Origin of the sequence: Pseudomonas prosekii (assembly GCF_900105155.1) — a bacterium.
Taxonomy (GTDB): Bacteria; Pseudomonadota; Gammaproteobacteria; order Pseudomonadales; family Pseudomonadaceae; genus Aquipseudomonas; species Aquipseudomonas prosekii.
In genome coordinates, this window is sequence record NZ_LT629762.1 from 203,116 (window position 1) to 220,859 (window position 17,744).

Sequence of the window (17,744 nt, forward strand, 5' to 3'; positions counted from 1 at the left end):
GAAAGAGAGGAGCAACACATGGGTTTTCTCGCCGGTAAGCGCGTACTGATCGTCGGTGTCGCCAGCAAGCTGTCCATCGCATCCGGCATCGCTGCCGCCATGCATCGCGAGGGCGCTGAGCTTGCCTTCACTTATCAGAACGACAAACTGAAAGGTCGTGTTGAAGAATTCGCACAAGGCTGGGGCTCGAGCCCTGAGCTGTGCTTCCCGTGCGACGTGGCCAGCGATGAAGAAATCGCCAAGGTCTTCGAAGAGTTGAGCAAAAAGTGGGATGGCCTGGACGTGATCGTTCACTCCGTCGGCTTCGCCCCGGGCGACCAACTGGACGGCGACTTCACCGAAGCCACCACTCGTGAAGGTTTCCGCATCGCTCACGACATCAGCGCCTACAGCTTCGTGGCCCTGGCCAAGGCTGGCCGCGAAATGATGAAGGGCCGCAACGGCAGCCTGCTGACCCTGTCGTACCTGGGCGCCGAGCGCACCATGCCGAACTACAACGTAATGGGCATGGCCAAGGCTTCGCTGGAAGCTGGCGTGCGTTACCTGGCCGGCTCCCTGGGCCCGGACGGCACCCGCGTCAACGCCGTATCGGCTGGCCCGATCCGCACCCTCGCGGCTTCCGGCATCAAGAACTTCCGCAAGATGCTGGCCGCCAACGAAGCGCAAACCCCGCTGCGTCGCAACGTCACCATTGACGAAGTCGGCAACGCCGGCGCCTTCCTGTGCTCGGACCTGGCGTCCGGCATCAGCGGCGAAATCATGTACGTCGACGGCGGCTTCAACACCACCGCCATGGGCAACCTCGAAGAGTAATCTTCGGTTAACGCCCGAAAAAACCCGCCGCGATGGCGGGTTTTTTTATGCCCGGGATTTGGGGTTGGCCACAGATTCTATGAACGGCAGAAACCCCTGTAGGAGCCGAGCTTGCTCGCGATGGCGGTGGGTCAGGTGATGCGATGTGGGCTGATAGGCCGCCATCGCGAGCAAGCTCGCTCCCACAGGGGATGTGCGGGCGGACACAGATGTTCTAAACACCAAAAATCCCTGTGGGAGCCGAGCCTGCTCGCGATGACGGTGGGTCAGGTGATGCGATGTGGCCTGACACACCGCCATCGCGAGCAGGCTCACTCCTACAGGGGGATTTACGCGTGGACACAGATCTTCGTAGCGCCAGAAATCCCTGTGGGAGCCGAGCTGATCTGGTCAAGTAATCCTGGACACCAATTACGGTTTTTTCACGCCGCCATTTTCTCCATGGCGACCGGTGAACGGTAATCGTTGTAGCTATGGAGCCTGAAGTTGTTGTAGCGCACCACGTAGCGCTGCAAATCAGCCCGGGCTTCATACTCCGAGCGGTAACCGGCTTCAGGCACCCACTCTGATTTCAGACTTCCAAAGAAACGCTCCATCGGGGCGTTATCCCAGCATTCGCCTTTACGACTCATGCTTTGCCGCAGTCCATTCGCCAGCAACTCATTCCTGAACTTATGGCTGGTGTACTGGCAGCCTTGATCGGAGTGAAACAGCACGTCTTTGGGTTTGCCTCGCAGCTCAACCGCCATCCGTAGGGCCTCGCAGGTCAGCTCCGCATCCGAGATCATCGAAAACGCCCAGCCCACGAGCCGGCGGGCGAACAGATCCAGAACCGCTGCAAAATACATCCACCGCGTGCCGACCTTGATGTACGTCACGTCCGCGCACCACACTTGGTTGATCGCCGTGACATCAAACTCGCGCTTAAGCACGTGCGGCGCCACCAAGGCTTCAACGCCAGATGACTTGTATTTGTGACGTCGGCGCTGACGACTGACCACGCCGGCTTCTCGCATCAAGCTGCGAGCCATGTGCCTCCCGACGCGATGCCCCTTGGCTTGCAGCTCCCTGGAAAGGGTGCGCGCCCCCGCGGAAGCTCTGGATTCCTTGTGATGCTCGACCAGCATGGCTTTGAGTTTCTCCCGCTCAGGGTTCACCTTGCCTTGGCGCTGACGCCAGGCATAAAAACTGCTGCGGCTGACTTCAAACACCCGGCAGCAGTCGTTAACGCCGTATCGCTCACCCAGCTCATTGATCAGTGAGAATGATCTTTGGCGTCCAACAGCAGGAGAGCACTGGCCTTTTTTAGGATTTCGATATCCCGGTCTTTTTGCCTGAGCAAGGCTTTGAGTTCCTGAATTTCTCGCTGGTCAGCCGTGATCGCTTTGGCTCCCACCGGGGTCGAACCCTGGCGTTCTTTACGCACCTGATCGACCCAGCGACGCAAGGCGGTAGGGCCAATATCTAAACTGGCGCAAACCTCGGGAACCGATATCCCCTCATCCAGCACCATGCCAGCAGCCTTGAGTTTGAACTCAGTTGAATAAGAATTACGCATATCCAAAAACACCTCAGATTTGGGCGACATCATAGCGCCCGATTGAAGTGTCCAAAATCATTAGGCCAGTTCAAGCTTGCTCGCGATGGCGGTGGGTCAGGTGATGCGATGTGGCCTGATACACCGCGATCGCGAGCAGGCTCACTCCTACAGGGGATGTGCGGGCGGACACAGATCTTCCGAGCAGCAGAAATCCCTGTAGGAGTGAGCCTGCTCGCGATGGCGGTGGGTCAGGTGATGCGATGTGGCCTGACACACCGCCATCGCGAGCAAGCTCGCTCCTACAGAGGATTTGCGGGCGGACACAGATCTTCCGAGCAGCAGAAATCCCTGTGGGAGCCGAGCTTGCTCGCGATGGCGGTGGGTCAGGTAATGCGATGTGGCCTGATAGATCGCGATCGCGAGCAAGCTCGCTCCCACAGGGGATGTGCGGGTGGACACAGATTTTCTGAACACCAGAAATCCCTGTGGGAGCCGAGCTTGCTCGCGATGCCGGTGGGTCAGGTGATGTCATGTGGCCTGATACACCGCGATCGCGAGCAGGCTCACTCCTACAGAGGATTTGCGGGCGGACACAGATTTTCTAAACAGCACAAATCCCTGTGGGAGCCGAGCCTGCTCGCGATGGCGATCCATCGGCCAACCCATTCCAATCGCTTCAAACGCCGCTTTCGAGGCACTGGGCAAACAATCTCTGGATCGGTTGCGTCCTCTGGTTGTACCGCTGCAACAACACAATTTCCCGGTAGAACGTCAATTCCCCCAACGCAATCACCCGCACTCTGGCCCCGTGTTCTACCCATAACCCGGCTTCGGGCAGCAATGAAACACCCAACCCGCACTCAACCATTTTCACAATCGCCTCCAGCTCGTCCAGCTCCAGCGCGACGTGCACGTCAACCTGTTGTTCCCTTAAAAACCGCGTCACCAGCCGCCCACCGAACGAATTTCGGTCATAACGCACATGCGGATGCTCGGCGAGGAGGCGCAGCGGATCGTCACCCGGCAGGTCCTGCGGCACGATCAATACAAACGGCTCTTTGCGAATGACCTGCGCCGACAGTTCCTTGGGCAGCTCGAACGGTGGCTTGATCAGAATCGCCAGATCCACCTCCCCGGTATCCACCTGACTGAGCAAACTCAGCGACACCCCCGGCACCAGTTTCGCCTCCAGCAACGGTGCCTGCTGCCGCAAACGCAGCAAGGCGTGCGGCAGCAACCCGGTTTGCACAGTCGCCACCGCGCCGATTTTCAATTCGCCGCGATACTCGCTGACGTCATCGCTGACCGCCATCCGCGCGAAGGTTTCGAGCATCTCCCGCGCCATCGGCAAAGCACGCTGCCCCGCCGCGTTGAGCAACGCCTGGCGTCCGGTGCGATCAAACAGGCGAATACCCAACGCCTGCTCCAGATTGCGGATCTGCGCACTGACCGCTGATTGCGTCAGGCCGATGTGCATGCCCGCCGCGGCAAACGTGCCGTAGCGCGTTACCGCAATAAAGGTTTTCAGTTCCCGCAGCATGCGCACCTCGCCATCACCGTCGGCTATTGATCGAAATAATTGCAGCTCGGCGCAAAAATTATCGTCTTTCAATCAAAAAGCACAGGACTAAACTCAGCTGCAACTTCTGACCGTTGAGGATTACCCGATGCAGCTCTCCCCTTTTCACTTGGCGATTCCGGTGTACGACCTGGCGGCGGCGCGCAGTTTTTATGGCGAGGTATTCGGTTTGGAGGAAGGCCGCTCCAGTGCGCATTGGGTGGATTTCAATTTCTTCGGCCATCAACTGGTGATTCACCTGGCGCCGAAAAACGCCACACAGGAAGCCGCGCACACCAACGCCGTCGATGGCCATAACGTGCCGGTGCCGCACTTCGGCGTGGTATTGGGGATGCCGGAGTGGGAGGCACTGGCCGAACGGTTGCAGGCGCGTGGCACGCCGTTCGTGATTGAACCGGGGATTCGTTTTCAGGGCCTGGTCGGCGAACAAGCGACGATGTTCTTGTTCGATCCGTGCGGCAATGCCTTGGAGTTCAAGGCGTTCAAGGACATCAGCCAGTTGTTCGCCAAATGATCCGCCGCGACGCCACGGCCCTGAGCGAAGCGGTACGCAGTGGCGAAATCAGTGCCGCGGCGATTGCCGAGTCCTGCCTCGAACGCATCCAGACCCAGGAGCCAGACGTTCACGCCTTTGTCTCTTTTGATCCGCAACAGGTCCGCGAGCAAGCCGCACAGATCAATCGCCAAGGCCTGCTGGCCGGGGTGCCGGTGGGCGTCAAAGACATCTTCGACAGCGCCGACCATCCGACGCAGTTTTTCTCGCCGATCTATGCCGGTCATCAACCGTCGCGCGACGCCCACGCCGTGACCCTGTTGCGCCAGGCCGGCGCGCTGATCATGGGCAAAACCCACACCACCGAGTTCGCTTATATGCAAACCGGGCCGACGCGCAATCCGCATGACTTGCTGCGCACGCCGGGCAGCTCCAGCGCCGGTTCGGCGGCGGGCATGGCGGCGGATTTCTTTGCCGTCGCGCTGGGCACGCAAACCGCCGGTTCGCTGCTGAAACCGGCGGCGTATTGCGGACTGTTCGCCTTCAAGCCATCGCTGGGCCTGGTCTCGCTGGAAGGGGTAAAACCGTTGGCGCCGAGCTTCGACACGGTCGGCTGGTACGGTCGCTCGGTGCGCGATTTGAGCCGGGTGGCGCAGGTATTGATTCCAGGTTTTGCAGTCACCGAAGCTGAGCGGCGGCCGTTGCGCTTGGGGTTCTATCGCACCACACGCTGGGATCGGATCGAGCCGGAAGTCACCACGGCGCTGGAACACGCCATCGAACAGCTGCGCGAAATCGGTCACCAGATCAGCGAAATACAACTACCGGAAGCGTTTGCCAGCGTCTTCGACGATCACCTGTTGATCAACGACTGCGAAGGCGCCCGCTCGCTGGCCAAAGAATTCCAGCAACACCGAGACCTGCTGAGCCCCTCCATTCTGGCGATGTTTGATCGAGCAGCGGCTACCACTTGGGAGCAGGAATCGGCGGCCAAGGCGCGACTGGCGGCGCTCGCGCCGCGCCTGACAGAACTCTGTCAGCCGTTCGACGCCATGCTCGGCCCATGCTGCGCCAGCGTTGCACCACTGGCGTCGGGGAGCGCCGACAACACCGGGCCGTCCGACTACATCAAGTTCTGGGGCGCGTTTGGCTGGCCGCAAGTGAATGTGCCACTGGCACGCGTCGCAGGCTTGTTGCCGATCGGCCTACAGATGATCGGCCGGTTCCGCGACGACGCCGGGCTGTTGCACGCCGCCGAGCGGCTCGCAGCCGACCTGGCGGCTGATCGCCCGCAATAGTCCGCCGACCGTGCGGTGCAGCGCCGGGTGAAATTCGATCTGGCGAATGCTGAAGCGAATGTCATAGGCGCGGTGCACCGTGGCGTTGCGCTCGTCGAGCATTTCTTCGAGGCGCGCGCGGATGGCGCGGACGTCCACCGCGCTGGCGCCGGTCAGCAGCGCGGCGAATTCATCGCCGCCCATGCGCCCGATCACGTCACTTTCGCGAAACGCAATGCGCAACACGTCAGCAAACGTCTTCAACGCGTCGTCACCTTCGGCGCGGCCATACAACTGGTTGATGTGTTGGAAGTGATCGAGATCGAAAGACAGCAAAGTCGCCGGTTTGCCCAAGGCCAGACAGGCATCCAGGCCCATTTGCGCCAAGGCCTCGAAGCCGTGGCAATTGGGCAAAAGAGTCAATTCGTCGAGGCTGGCGACCTGCACCGCTGTCAGCTCCTGCTCGGCTTTTCGCGCTAGTTCGCGCAGTAATTCACGCTCCTGCAAAGCAGTATCCGGCCCGTGCACGGCATCTGCGAAAGTGCCCGGTTTGATCGGTTTGCCTGGAAGCAGCATGTGTCACTCCTGTGGAGGGTATGTGCGTTAGAGGCACACATACCCGATTTGACTCCTTTTTAGCTCGCCGTTGGTCAGATGCCCGCTACAGGGCACGGTCCTCCAGCGTCCGCCCACAGCTTGAACTGCGTGACAAAAATGTCGTGCGGCACCGGCACCGGCGCCCGATTGCCGCCGGGATTCCAGCCCCAGAGCACCAGTTTGTCGTCGCTGACGTGCTTGATCAGCGCGGCGAAATCGCGGTCACCGTTGCTCGACCGGTCCTTGATCATCGCGCAGAGTTTGTCCGCAGGCAGGCCGATCCAGGCCATTTTGTGCGCGGCGGGCGGCAGGCTCCAGTGCGGCGCACCCGGCGGCGCATGCGGGCCGTAACTCGCCGGCGGATTGCTCTCTGCGTGGCAGGTCGCACACGGCAAACCGGCGGCGCCCTTGCCGTCCATGCCGCGCACCACGTTCATCGCGTGAGGAATACCGGCGTCGAATTGCAATGGCGAATCACCGGGGATATGGCAGTTCTGGCAGCGCGGACTCTGGAACACCTTCTGCACCGTTTCAAAGGCCTTCAATGCCGCCGGATCTTCGGCAAACAGATCGGAGGCGTAGCCCGCCAGACCGACCATCACCACCGCGCCCAGCATCAAATGTCGTTTCATCTCACACTCCCGACAACTGCAGTGGCAGTTCGCGCAGGCGTTGCCCGGTCAAGGCAAACAACGCGTTGGCCACCGCTGGCGCCATCGGTGGCACGCCGGCCTCGCCAATGCCGCCGGGTTTTTCGCTGCTGGGCACGATGTGCACCTCGACCACCGGCATTTCGTTGAGCCGCAGCACCTGATAATCGTGATAGTTGGACTGCACCACCGCGCCATCCTTGAGCGTGAGTTTGCTGTGCAGCGCGAAACTGAGGCCGAACGCCACGCAGGATTCCATTTGCGCGGCGATGCTCTGCGGGTTGACCGCGATGCCGCAATCCACCGCACAGACCACGCGATGCACGCGAATTTTCAGGTTGTCCTGCGACACCTCGGCCACATGCGCGACGTAGCTGCCGAACGATTCGTGCACCGCCACGCCCAACGCGTGACCATCGGGCAACGGCGCGTTCCAGTTGGCTTTCTCCACCGCCAGATTCAACACACCGAGGTGGCGCGGATGCTCCTTGAGCAGGGTTCGTCGGTACTCCACGGGGTCCTTGCCGGCGGCTTCGGCCATTTCGTCGATCAGCGATTCCATGACAAAACCGGTGTGCGTGTGCCCGACCGAACGCAGCCACAGCACGTTGATGCCGGTTTTCGGTGAATGCAGCTCGACGTGGTGGTTGGCCAGTTTCGCCAGGTAAGGACTGTCGGCCACGCCCTCGACCGAGGTCTTGTCGACGCCGTCCTTGACCATGGTCGCGGCGAACGCCGTGCCGTCCATGATCGACTGCCCGACCAGCACATGTTTCCACGCCAGCGGCAGGCCGTCGGCGTCGAGGCCAATGTTCGCCTGATGCAGAAACATCGAGCGGTAATAGCCGCCGCGAATGTCATCCTCGCGCGACCACACGGTCTTCACCGGCATGCCCGCAGCCTTGGCCACTTGCACCGCTTCGGCGACAAAGTCCGAGGTCGGATTGGCCCGTCGACCGAAACCGCCGCCGAGGAACTCGGTGTGAATTTCCACTTGTTCGGGTTTGAGCCCGGTGATCTGCCCGGCGATCATTTGATCCAGCGTCTGAAACTGCGTGCCGGTCCAGATCTCGCATTTGTCGGCGCTGATCTTCACCGTGCAGTTGAGCGGTTCCATCGGCGCGTGGGCGAGGTACGGCACGCTGTATTCGACGTCGATGGTTTTCGCCGCCGTCTTCAACGTCGCCACGGCGTCCCCGGCCTGGCTGGCAGACATGCCGGCGGTGGTGGCGAGTTGGCGGAAACTTTCGAGCAGTTTGAGGCTGTCGAGCCCGGCATTCGGCCCCAAGTCCCAATCGATTTTCAGCGCATCGCGGCCCAGTTTCGCCGCCCAATAATGCTCGGCGATCACCGCCACGCCGCTCGGTACTTGCAGCACTTTATGCACGCCCGGTATGGCCAAGGCCTCGGCGCCCTCGAAGGATTTGACGCTGCCGCCGAACACTGGCGAACGCGCGACCATTGCAGTCATCAGGCCTTCGAATTGCACGTCCATGCCGAACTTGGCGCGGCCGGTGATTTTCTCCGGGGTGTCGAGGCGCGGGGTCGGTTTGCCGATGATTTTCCAATCCTTGGCGTCCTTGAATTTGATCGAGGCCGGGTCCGGCACTGGCAACTTGCCGGCGTCATCCGCCAGCTCGCCGTAGGTCGCGCGGTGCTCGCCGGCAATCACCACGCCGGGCTCGGTGCGGATCTGCGACGGCGCAACATTGAAGCGTTTGGCGGCGGCGTCGATCAACATCAAACGCGCAGCGGCGCCGGCCTGGCGGTAGCGGTCGAACTCCATCCAGGTCGAGGTCGAGCCGCCGGTGATCTGCATGCCGCCAAACCCTGCCAAACCGTAATCCTTGGCCGAGGCTGGCGAGTGTTCGACGCGAATTTTCGACCAGTCGGCGTCCAATTCTTCGGCGATCAGCATGGTCAGGCCGGTCCAGATGCCCTGGCCCATTTCCGAGTGGCCGAGCAATATGGTCACGCTGTTGTCGCTGGCGATGCGCAGGAAGGCGTTGGGCGCGAAAACGTTGCCCTGATTCTCCGCACCGATGGCAAAACGGTGGGCGCCGGGGATGACAAACGCCACCACCAGACCGCCGCCGAGCATGGCGCTGCCCTTGAGGAAATTACGCCGTGAAACCGGGTTGAGACTATTCATGGTCATTGCGATGACTCCCCTCGACGTGGCATCAACCGATGTCGGCCGCGCGTTTGACCGCCGCGCGAATCCTTGGGTAGGTGCCGCAGCGGCAGATATTGCCGGACAGCGCCTGATCGATGTCGCTGTCGGTGGGCTTAGGGATTTTCGCCAGCAGCGCGGCGGCGGACATGATCTGCCCCGACTGGCAATAACCGCATTGCACCACGTCGAGTTCGGCCCAGGCCTGCTGCACCGGGTGCGAACCGTCGGTGGACAAGCCTTCGATGGTGAGGATTTTTTGCCCGTGGGCGACTGCGGTTGCGGGGGTGATGCACGAGCGCAGCGGCGCGCCATCGACGTGCACGGTGCAGGCGCCGCACTGGGCCATGCCGCAACCGAACTTGGTCCCGGTCAGGTGCGCGACATCGCGCAGAACCCAGAGCAGCGGCATGTCGGCGGGGACATTCAGCTCTTGGTCCTTGCCATTGATATTCAGGGTCAGCATTGCGGATTTCCTCAGACTCACGGTGTTCTGAAGGGCTCGCTGTGACCGCGTCGTTGCTGGGTCGGCGGGTCCGCGCGCCTCGGGTTATCCATACAGCTAAGCGCAGATTGACCGCGCAGCCAGCTTCAGCGACCGCCGGTCACCTGCAATCCCGCAAATGCCCATGTAGGAGCGAGGCTGATCTGGTCAAGTAATCCTGGACACCAATTACGGTTTTTTCACGCCGCCATTTTCTCCATGGCGACCGGTGAACGGTAATCGTTGTAGCTATGGAGCCTGAAGTTGTTGTAGCGCACCACGTAGCGCTGCAAATCAGCCCGGGCTTCATACTCCGAGCGGTAACCGGCTTCAGGCACCCACTCTGATTTCAGACTTCCAAAGAAACGCTCCATCGGGGCGTTATCCCAGCATTCGCCTTTACGACTCATGCTTTGCCGCAGTCCATTCGCCAGCAACTCATTCCTGAACTTATGGCTGGTGTACTGGCAGCCTTGATCGGAGTGAAACAGCACGTCTTTGGGTTTGCCTCGCAGCTCAACCGCCATCCGTAGGGCCTCGCAGGTCAGCTCCGCATCCGAGATCATCGAAAACGCCCACCCCACGAGCCGGCGGGCGAACAGATCCAGAACCGCTGCAAAATACATCCACCGCGTGCCGACCTTGATGTACGTCACGTCCGCGCACCACACTTGGTTGATCGCCGTGACATCAAACTCGCGCTTAAGCACGTGCGGCGCCACCAAGGCTTCAACGCCAGATGACTTGTATTTGTGACGTCGGCGCTGACGACTGACCACGCCGGCTTCTCGCATCAAGCTGCGAGCCATGTGCCTCCCGACGCGATGCCCCTTGGCTTGCAGCTCCCTGGAAAGGGTGCGCGCCCCCGCGGAAGCTCTGGATTCCTTGTGATGCTCGACCAGCATGGCTTTGAGTTTCTCCCGCTCAGGGTTCACCTTGCCTTGGCGCTGACGCCAGGCATAAAAACTGCTGCGGCTGACTTCAAACACCCGGCAGCAGTCGTTAACGCCGTATCGCTCACCCAGCTCATTGATCAGTGAGAATGATCTTTGGCGTCCAACAGCAGGAGAGCACTGGCCTTTTTTAGGATTTCGATATCCCGGTCTTTTTGCCTGAGCAAGGCTTTGAGTTCCTGAATTTCTCGCTGGTCAGCCGTGATCGCTTTGGCTCCCACCGGGGTCGAACCCTGGCGTTCTTTACGCACCTGATCGACCCAGCGACGCAAGGCGGTAGGGCCAATATCTAAACTGGCGCAAACCTCGGGAACCGATATCCCCTCATCCAGCACCATGCCAGCAGCCTTGAGTTTGAACTCAGTTGAATAAGAATTACGCATATCCAAAAACACCTCAGATTTGGGCGACATCATAGCGCCCGATTGAAGTGTCCAAAATCATTAGGCCAGTTCAAGCTTGCCCGCGAAGGCGTCGTATCGGTCGATATCTTTTTCAACTGGCACAACGCCTTCGCGGGCAAGCCTCGCTCCTACAGGAATGATGGCGGTTCAGAGCCTGGGTTTGAGCAGGATGGCGCTGTGGTGCAGCAAGAACACGGCAAACGCGGCGCACCACAGCAGCGCCGAAATGCCCAGCCCGGCGCTGGAAAACGGCACCAGCAGCACTCGGCTCAACCCGGCAAGCACCAGCAAGGCAAACCCCAGCACCATGCCTTTGCGCGGTTGCAGCGGTCGGCCGGTGTGCCCGAGGCTGACGCGGGCGATCATCGCCAGGATCAATCCGCCCATCCCGCCCACCGCCAACGAATGCGTGGCCAGACTTTGTTGCGGCATCCACCCGGCGTGCCACAGCGCCATGGCCAGCGCGGCGACCAACAGCCACGCATACGCCAGATACAACGACCACAGCAACGGCACGCGCCACATGCCGCGATCGTGCCAGCGCCACAAGCGCTGCACATGCAAAACCGCGATTATCGCGAACAGCGCGCCCAGCCAGATCCGCGGCGTGTCGTTGAAACCGGCAGCAAACGAAAGCGCCAGCAGCACGCCGCCGAGCAGCAACACTTTCGTCAGCAATGGCTGCGCGGCGGCAGCGGCAGGACGGTTCAAGCCACGCTGGATAAAAAACGGAATCACCCGCCCGCCAATCACGCTAATCAGCGCCGCGACCAGCCACAACGCCGCCAGCACCCCGTGGCGTTGCAATACTGCGTTGTCGTTGCCGATGCCCCACAGCGTCAGCACCTGACAGCCCGCCAGCAACATGATCACCAGCAGAATCGGATAGTTTTCACGTTTGCCCGCCTTCACCAGATCGCGGCCGATGCACCACGCCAGCAACGGCAGAAACGGCATTTGCGCGGCGATCAACAGCAGCGGCTCAATCGGCAGCAGCCAGGCCAGCCGCGCCAGCAGCCACACCATCACCAGGCCGATCAGCGGCCAGCCGTTGAGGCCGGGGCGCCCGGTCCAGTTCGGCACTGCGGTCAGCAGGAACCCGGCAATGAACGCCGTGGCAAAACCGAACGGCATTTCATGTCGATGCCACGCCAACATGCCGCCCACCGGTTGCGCGCCGGGTAAACGCCCGTAGAGCCAAAACCCCCAGATCGCCACGGCCACCAGCGCGAACCCGGCGCCTGCAAGAAAGAATGGCCGAAACCCCAGACTGAACACTGCCGCTGTACCTGTAGGAACGAGCCTGCTCGCGATTGCGTTCGTCCAGTTTCCATAAATTCTGGATGAAAAACCGCTATCGCGAGCAGGCTCACTCCTACAGGGGGTTTGCGTTGTTGCTTTGAGATTGCGCATCAGGCAGCCGCGGCGATCGGGTGAGTGCTCAGCCGATGTTGCGCGAGCAGGCGCATCACGTAGCCGATTTTCAGCAGCGTCGGGCCGACGATAGTCATCGCGTGCAGCGTCACCAACAGCACAATCGGCAGATAACCGCTGTGCAGGTAAGCGCCGTAGATGCCGACGAGCAACAGCATCAGGCCAACACCCAGCACTTTGCTGGACAGGTGCAGAACGTTATGAGGATTGCTGAAGAAATCGAACATTTTCCGTACTCCTGATGCGGTTGAGATTTACTTTAAGTAACTCAAAAGCCGTGCCAGGTAGAAAATGATATTAAATCAATGACTTGCTTACTTAGCAGTCAATATGACTCTTGTGCAGAGTAGTCGTTATGACCCTATCTAAAGTCATAACGACTACATGTTGTAAATCCCCATCAGTCACGGGTTTTGTTTGACGAAGACCGAACTGAATTCGTAGATATCGCCATAAGCCTGGAACTGAACCGCACCATTGAGCAGTTGCAGGCGATAGCTGAAGTCGTTTTTGTCGTCCATGCCGATCACCAGGTTGCCGGCCTGCAATGGCAGTTTTTTATTGAGCTCCCAGACCCGGTCCTTGCTGATGCGAATGCTCAGGTGAATGTCGGCCAATTCGACACCGCTGGCGTCGGTGGACGGCAGTATTTTCAGGATCAATTCGCCGGTTCTCGGCTCCTCGGCGTTGTTCACCAGATAGCGCCCTTCGCGCTGACTGGCGACCACCGGCAGCAGCGCCGTGGCCGCGACTTTGAACACCGTCGGCCGGCCAGTGCCGCTGAGGATTTTTTCCGCCGGGCCGTGCCAACTGACATCTTGAACGCCGTGCAGGTTGGGCTCGCCCTGCACATACCAGTCGCCGGTGGTTTCGCCCGCCTCGTTCAACTCATGCAGCAGCACGGCGCCATCCTCATATGGCCCGCCGATCAGCCGAATCGGCTGGCCGTTGCCGCTTTTCGGGTAGCGCACTTCACCGACGTACGCGGCGCCCTGCACTTGCCACCACAGTTCGAAGGCAATCTTGCCGTCCAATGTGCCGCGCACCATCACCGGCGCCGTCGCCTCGGGACCTTCGAGATGGTTGCGCTCAGTCCACTGACCGTTGACCAAGTCGCGCTGGGTGATGTCGGTGTAACCCCGCGGCATCAGTGGCGTTGCCTCCAATGGTCGCTGCGCAACTTTGATGGTTTCGGCAATCATCAGTGGCTGGTTGTTCTGAATCTGCCACGTCCCGGTCTGGCGCCAGCAGCAGCCGCTTTTCGATTGGGTGATCAGCCGTTTGCTCGCCGCATCCACGCCAAACAGCCCCAGATTCGGTTCGCGGCTCAGCGCCGCAAAAGCCTTGTTCAGTACCAGCGTCGGGCTCTCGGGGTCGGACAGATAAATATCGTAGGAAGGCTCCGCATAACCGCCGTCATTGCCGTTGCGCACAGCCAAGTCTTGCTCGCCGTCGAAATTGAAATCACCGAACAGCAGCAGGTTCTGATCGGCCGCCAGTTCGTTGCTGCCAGGCTTGAACAAGGCAAACGCTTCGGCCGATTCGATGCGTTGCAGCACTGCGCCGCTGGCCTTGTCGCGCAGGGTGATGGTCGCCGGAGCGTCATCGAAGGTCTGCGTTGGTGCCTGCGGGTAGACCACGTCGATTGCGTATTTCTGCGCCGGGTCGGCGAGGTGCAGGGTCAGGGGTTCAGCCGCCGCAACAGCACTGGCGCTGGTGAACAGGCTGGCGAGCAGGCAGCTGACGGCGGATAAACGAGGGGCAACCATGATGCTGAGCGTCCTTGCGGCAAATTCGGGGCGGCAAGTCTAGCGACTAACGGTGCATACCGATATCTCTGCGAGCTTGCGCCTCGCGCCTTTCGCGCTCAGAACCCATACACTGCGCCACTGGCCTGCCGAGGACGCCAACGATGACGCGCACCGTTGCTCAACACGCTGACAAAGCCCCACGCTTCTGGCGCGACGACGCCCTGCCCTTCATCGAGGCGCGGGCCATCGCCGATGGCCGCGAGGTCTGCTATTCGCGGCATTCCCACGCGCACTTTTCGATCGGCGCGATCACCGCCGGGCGCAGCACTTACCTCCACGAACACGCGCAATTCGAGGTCTGCGCCGGCACCGTGGTGTTGATGAATCCCGGCGATGTGCACGCCTGCAATCCGATCGACGACCAACCCTGGTCGTACCTGATGCTCTACGTCGAGACGTCGTGGCTCACCGATTTGCAGCATCAATTGGGTTTTGCCGAGGATCAGGAATTTCGCCGGTTCGCTATCACCCATCTGCACGATGCCAGCCTGTTTGCCGGGCTGAGTGATCTATACGCCGTGCTGGTCGATGAACAACAAGACATCCTGCGCAAGCACAGTGCTGCCGTGGAATTTTTCACTGATGTGCAGCAGCGCCTCAACCCGATCGATCAACCGTTGCGCGAGCCGAACTCTAAACTGCAGCGCGCTGCTGACTACATCCGCGACCACTGCACGCAATTGCTCAAACTGGAGGACATTTGCGCGGCCGCGCAGTTGTCGCCGTCTTATCTGATCCGCGCGTTCAAGCAACATTACGGCATGACCCCGCACGCGTTTTTGTTGAACCAGCGCATTCAGTTTGCCCAAGAGCAACTGCGCAACGGCAAGTTGATTGCCGATGTGGCGATTGCGGCGGGATTTGCCGATCAGGCGCACTTTCAGCGAGTGTTCAAACAACATCTGGCGGCGACGCCTGGGCAATATCGCGGCTGATTCCGGCACGTCGGCGGTCAGCTCCATCAAGGCAATGGCCTTGCGTCGGGGAATCGGGCGGTTGATCGCGCCAAGCGCCTTGGAAAGGGATTCGACATAGCGGTTGTAGGCGTCAATGGCCGTATTGATGACGTCAAGGCTCAGGTTACAACTGGTCAAGCACCGCGGATCCAGCGGCGGTGCCGGACGCAAAGTCTCGGTGCTGGATTTGTACATGAGTGACCCGTTGCATACCCAGGACTGGGGGCGGCTCAGGGGGCGCGACATCTATGGGCAATTGCCCAGACTGAAAGACCTGCTGCCGGTTTCAGATCTTTATGAAACGGCCATCCATAACCATTACAACGATCTGAAAGAGGGACTGTCGACCACCATCCGCTATGTGTTTTCACAAATGGTCGAATCCGACCGCAGATTTATCGAAAAGGGCCGACTGGGCATGGACGCCTACTTCAAAAACAGCGTGCCTCGCAGTGACGCAACTTCGGCGGTGTACGTGCGCAAAATAGCTGAATTCGAGTGCTCCCTACAGCCAGGTCTATCCGATAAACCGATGGCCTACTTCGATTCCGATCACATTAAAGCGATCAACAGTTGCTCGCTGCCGTGATCGGTTTCCAGGCATTTGGCGATGGCAATGGTCGGACCGCCAGTGCGCTCTACGCGATCAGTCAACTAAGGGCTGGTCGATTTACACCGCTGCCACGAGACGTGGTTAATTCGCTCAGCGGAATTCGTTGACGTCTATTCCGTGCTCCGCTTGACGGGGCACGGTTCAATGTTCAAACGTCACGCCCAAAGCAAATACGCCGCACTGCCCGCCAGCAACAACGCCATGCTTCGATTGAACAAACGCATGCCTGCCGGGTTATTCAAATACCCGCGCAAGAATGTCCCGGCATACACCCAGCAGCCGACGGACACATAACAAATCACCAGATACACCGCGGCAAACTGCCAAATCAGCCGCGCCTCGCCGTTAGCAACAAACGCGCCCATCCCCGCGACGCAGGCCAGCCAGGCTTTCGGATTCAGCCATTGCATCAGCGCGCCATACAACATCGACGGTGCCCGTGCCGAATCCTTGGCATTCACCTGGCCGTTATCGCTTGCCAGTTTGAACGCCATAAACAACAGAAACGCGACCCCGGCCCACTGCACCACTTGCGTCAGCCCCGGCCAGATTTCCAGCAATTCATGCAGCCCCAGGCCCATCAACACCAGCAACAGCACAAACCCCAGCGTCGCCCCCGCCACATGCCGCTGACTGGCCCGAAAGCCGTACCGCGCGCCGGAACTCAACGCAACAATGTTCACCGGCCCCGGCGTTATCGACGCGACCAGAGCAAACGCCGCCATGGAAATAATCAGACTCATCACCGACCTTCTTCAATTCAACTAAGCCGGCCCCCACGTTAGGGCGCACGCGCGGGCCTGTATTGAACAAAACTGCCCTCGGCCAATTCTCTGTCGATTTACCGGTGGAGGCGCCGCACGCGCGGACCTATGCTCTGCCCATGAACCTAAAAAACGCTGCTTTGCCACCCCACGCCGAGATGGTTCGCGCCATGCTCGAACGCGATACCGCCTACGAAGGCGTATTTTTTACGGCGGTCAAAACCACCGGGATTTTCTGCCGCCCGAGTTGCACCGCATGCAAACCGAAGCCGGAGAACGTTGAGTTTTTCGCCCACGCCGACGAGTGCATGTCTGCCGGTTACCGCGCCTGTCTGCGCTGCAAACCGCTGGACGCTGCAGCGATCGCGCCGGATTGGGTGCAGCGTTTGCTGAGGCTGGTCGATGCCGAACCGGAGCAGCGCTGGACCGATGCGCAGCTGCAAGCCGAGGGCATCGAACCGCTGAAATTGCGTCGCTGGTTCAAGCAGCATTTCGGCATGACCTTCCACGCGTGGCTGCGCACTCGCCGGCTCGGCATGGCGTTGGGTGGGATCAAGCAAGGCGAATCAATCGATAACGTCGCGTTCGATTCCGGCTACGAGTCCTTGAGCGGTTTTCGCGATGCGTTTCAGAAGTCTTTTCACGTCACACCGGGCCGCGCCGCCAACAGCGAGCCGCTGCTGTTCACCCGCCTGACCACGCCGCTGGGGCCGATGATCGCCATGGCCGAACGGCGCGGTCTGGTGTTGCTGGAGTTCCTTGATCGGCCGGCGCTGACCCGCGAAGTCGAACAGTTGCAGCAGCGTTATGGCTACGCCGTGGCGCCGGGGCACAACGCACATTTGCGCCTGATCGAGACCGAACTGGCGCAGTATTTCGCCGGCCAGTTGCAAGTCTTCAGCGTGCCGTTGCATCTGCCGGGCGGCGAGTTCGCCCGGCAGGTCTGGGCCGAACTGGCGCAAATCCCCTACGGCCAGACCAGCACCTACAGCGCCATCGCCGCGCGGTTGGGCAAACCCGGTGCCAGCCGCGCCGTGGGTTTGGCCAATGGGCATAATCGGCTGTCGATCGTGCTGCCCTGCCATCGGGTGATCGGCGCCGACGGCTCGCTGACCGGGTATGGTGGCGGGCAGCCGCGAAAAGCCTTTCTGCTCAGGCTGGAAAATGCTGCGGTACAACTGACTCAACCCTTGGCATTCTGAT

19 protein-coding genes are annotated in these 17,744 nt (G+C 60.4%); 6 read left to right on the top strand and 13 right to left on the bottom strand.

All coding sequences use genetic code 11. The features are described from left to right. The first annotated feature begins 18 nt into the window (after window positions 1–18). The gene (gene fabI / locus BLU01_RS00925; protein ID WP_092269559.1) at window positions 19–813 is read left to right on the top strand and encodes an enoyl-ACP reductase FabI; all 795 of its coding nucleotides are present in this window, start codon (window positions 19–21) and stop codon (window positions 811–813) included. Between the two features lie 422 nt (window positions 814–1,235). Here the strand turns inward: fabI and BLU01_RS00930 are convergent, their stop codons facing one another. From BLU01_RS00930 to BLU01_RS00935, 3 genes are all read right to left on the bottom strand, one after another. Next, the gene (locus BLU01_RS00930) at window positions 1,236–2,072 is read right to left on the bottom strand and encodes an IS3 family transposase (protein ID WP_331716149.1); all 837 of its coding nucleotides are present in this window, start codon (window positions 2,070–2,072) and stop codon (window positions 1,236–1,238) included. Continuing rightward, window positions 2,069–2,371 (bottom strand): transposase, encoded by a 303-nt coding sequence (locus BLU01_RS27875; protein WP_231987094.1) that lies wholly within the window; start codon window positions 2,369–2,371, stop codon window positions 2,069–2,071. The genes BLU01_RS00930 and BLU01_RS27875 overlap by 4 nt, the downstream gene beginning before the upstream one ends. 658 nt (window positions 2,372–3,029) lie before the next feature. Continuing rightward, the gene (locus BLU01_RS00935; RefSeq protein ID WP_092269561.1) at window positions 3,030–3,893 is read right to left on the bottom strand and encodes a LysR family transcriptional regulator; all 864 of its coding nucleotides are present in this window, start codon (window positions 3,891–3,893) and stop codon (window positions 3,030–3,032) included. A 127-nt stretch (window positions 3,894–4,020) separates the two neighbouring features. On the opposite strand from BLU01_RS00935, the gene BLU01_RS00940 reads away from it, so the two are divergent. Next, entirely contained in the window at window positions 4,021–4,446 is a 426-nt protein-coding gene (locus tag BLU01_RS00940; protein WP_092269564.1) for a VOC family protein, read from the top strand. Next, window positions 4,443–5,723 carry an amidase gene (locus BLU01_RS00945; protein WP_092269567.1) on the top strand — a complete coding sequence of 427 codons (1,281 nt, stop codon included), beginning with the start codon at window positions 4,443–4,445 and terminating at the stop codon, window positions 5,721–5,723. The genes BLU01_RS00940 and BLU01_RS00945 overlap by 4 nt, the downstream gene beginning before the upstream one ends. Here BLU01_RS00945 and BLU01_RS00950 read toward each other — a convergent pair. The 9 genes from BLU01_RS00950 to BLU01_RS00985 all read right to left on the bottom strand — a co-directional run bounded on the left by BLU01_RS00950 (window position 5,631) and on the right by BLU01_RS00985 (window position 14,166). Beyond that, window positions 5,631–6,278 carry a GGDEF domain-containing protein gene (locus tag BLU01_RS00950; RefSeq protein ID WP_092269569.1) on the bottom strand — a complete coding sequence of 216 codons (648 nt, stop codon included), beginning with the start codon at window positions 6,276–6,278 and terminating at the stop codon, window positions 5,631–5,633. The two genes, BLU01_RS00945 and BLU01_RS00950, sit on opposite strands and share 93 nt — an antisense overlap. 74 nt (window positions 6,279–6,352) lie before the next feature. Beyond that, window positions 6,353–6,931 (bottom strand): hypothetical protein, encoded by a 579-nt coding sequence (locus BLU01_RS00955; RefSeq protein WP_092269572.1) that lies wholly within the window; start codon window positions 6,929–6,931, stop codon window positions 6,353–6,355. Window position 6,932: 1 nt separating this feature from the next. Next, window positions 6,933–9,101, bottom strand: coding sequence for a xanthine dehydrogenase family protein molybdopterin-binding subunit (locus BLU01_RS00960; RefSeq protein WP_092281402.1), 2,169 nt, complete (start codon window positions 9,099–9,101; stop codon window positions 6,933–6,935). Between the two features lie 31 nt (window positions 9,102–9,132). Beyond that, window positions 9,133–9,588 (bottom strand): (2Fe-2S)-binding protein, encoded by a 456-nt coding sequence (locus BLU01_RS00965; protein ID WP_092269575.1) that lies wholly within the window; start codon window positions 9,586–9,588, stop codon window positions 9,133–9,135. 218 nt (window positions 9,589–9,806) lie between these two features. Beyond that, window positions 9,807–10,643 carry an IS3 family transposase gene (locus BLU01_RS00970; protein WP_331716149.1) on the bottom strand — a complete coding sequence of 279 codons (837 nt, stop codon included), beginning with the start codon at window positions 10,641–10,643 and terminating at the stop codon, window positions 9,807–9,809. Beyond that, complete coding sequence (locus BLU01_RS27880; protein ID WP_231987094.1) at window positions 10,640–10,942, bottom strand: transposase; 303 nt, start codon at window positions 10,940–10,942, stop codon at window positions 10,640–10,642. Before BLU01_RS27880 ends, BLU01_RS00970 begins: the two co-directional genes overlap by 4 nt. A gap of 168 nt (window positions 10,943–11,110) precedes the next feature. Further along, on the bottom strand, window positions 11,111–12,241 hold the full coding sequence (locus BLU01_RS00975; protein WP_231987122.1) for an NnrS family protein: 1,131 nt from the start codon (window positions 12,239–12,241) through the stop codon (window positions 11,111–11,113). A 134-nt stretch (window positions 12,242–12,375) separates the two neighbouring features. Next, a complete protein-coding gene (locus BLU01_RS00980) occupies window positions 12,376–12,624 on the bottom strand; it encodes a transmembrane sensor/regulator PpyR (RefSeq protein ID WP_092269581.1) in 249 nt (82 codons plus the stop codon). A 177-nt stretch (window positions 12,625–12,801) separates the two neighbouring features. Beyond that, a complete protein-coding gene (locus BLU01_RS00985) occupies window positions 12,802–14,166 on the bottom strand; it encodes an XAC2610-related protein (RefSeq protein ID WP_092269583.1) in 1,365 nt (454 codons plus the stop codon). Between the two features lie 143 nt (window positions 14,167–14,309). On the opposite strand from BLU01_RS00985, the gene BLU01_RS00990 reads away from it, so the two are divergent. Both BLU01_RS00990 and BLU01_RS00995 read left to right on the top strand, forming a co-directional pair. Further along, on the top strand, window positions 14,310–15,143 hold the full coding sequence (locus BLU01_RS00990) for an AraC family transcriptional regulator (protein ID WP_092269586.1): 834 nt from the start codon (window positions 14,310–14,312) through the stop codon (window positions 15,141–15,143). 214 nt (window positions 15,144–15,357) lie between these two features. Next, entirely contained in the window at window positions 15,358–15,753 is a 396-nt protein-coding gene (locus BLU01_RS00995; RefSeq protein WP_157720132.1) for a hypothetical protein, read from the top strand. Window positions 15,754–15,932: 179 nt separating this feature from the next. On the opposite strand, the gene BLU01_RS01000 is transcribed toward BLU01_RS00995, so the two are convergent. Continuing rightward, window positions 15,933–16,520 carry a LysE family translocator gene (locus BLU01_RS01000; protein WP_092269592.1) on the bottom strand — a complete coding sequence of 196 codons (588 nt, stop codon included), beginning with the start codon at window positions 16,518–16,520 and terminating at the stop codon, window positions 15,933–15,935. A gap of 140 nt (window positions 16,521–16,660) precedes the next feature. Between BLU01_RS01000 and BLU01_RS01005 the strand changes: the two genes are divergently transcribed. Next, the gene (locus tag BLU01_RS01005; protein ID WP_092269594.1) at window positions 16,661–17,743 is read left to right on the top strand and encodes a bifunctional transcriptional activator/DNA repair enzyme AdaA; all 1,083 of its coding nucleotides are present in this window, start codon (window positions 16,661–16,663) and stop codon (window positions 17,741–17,743) included. Window position 17,744 lies beyond the last annotated feature (1 nt).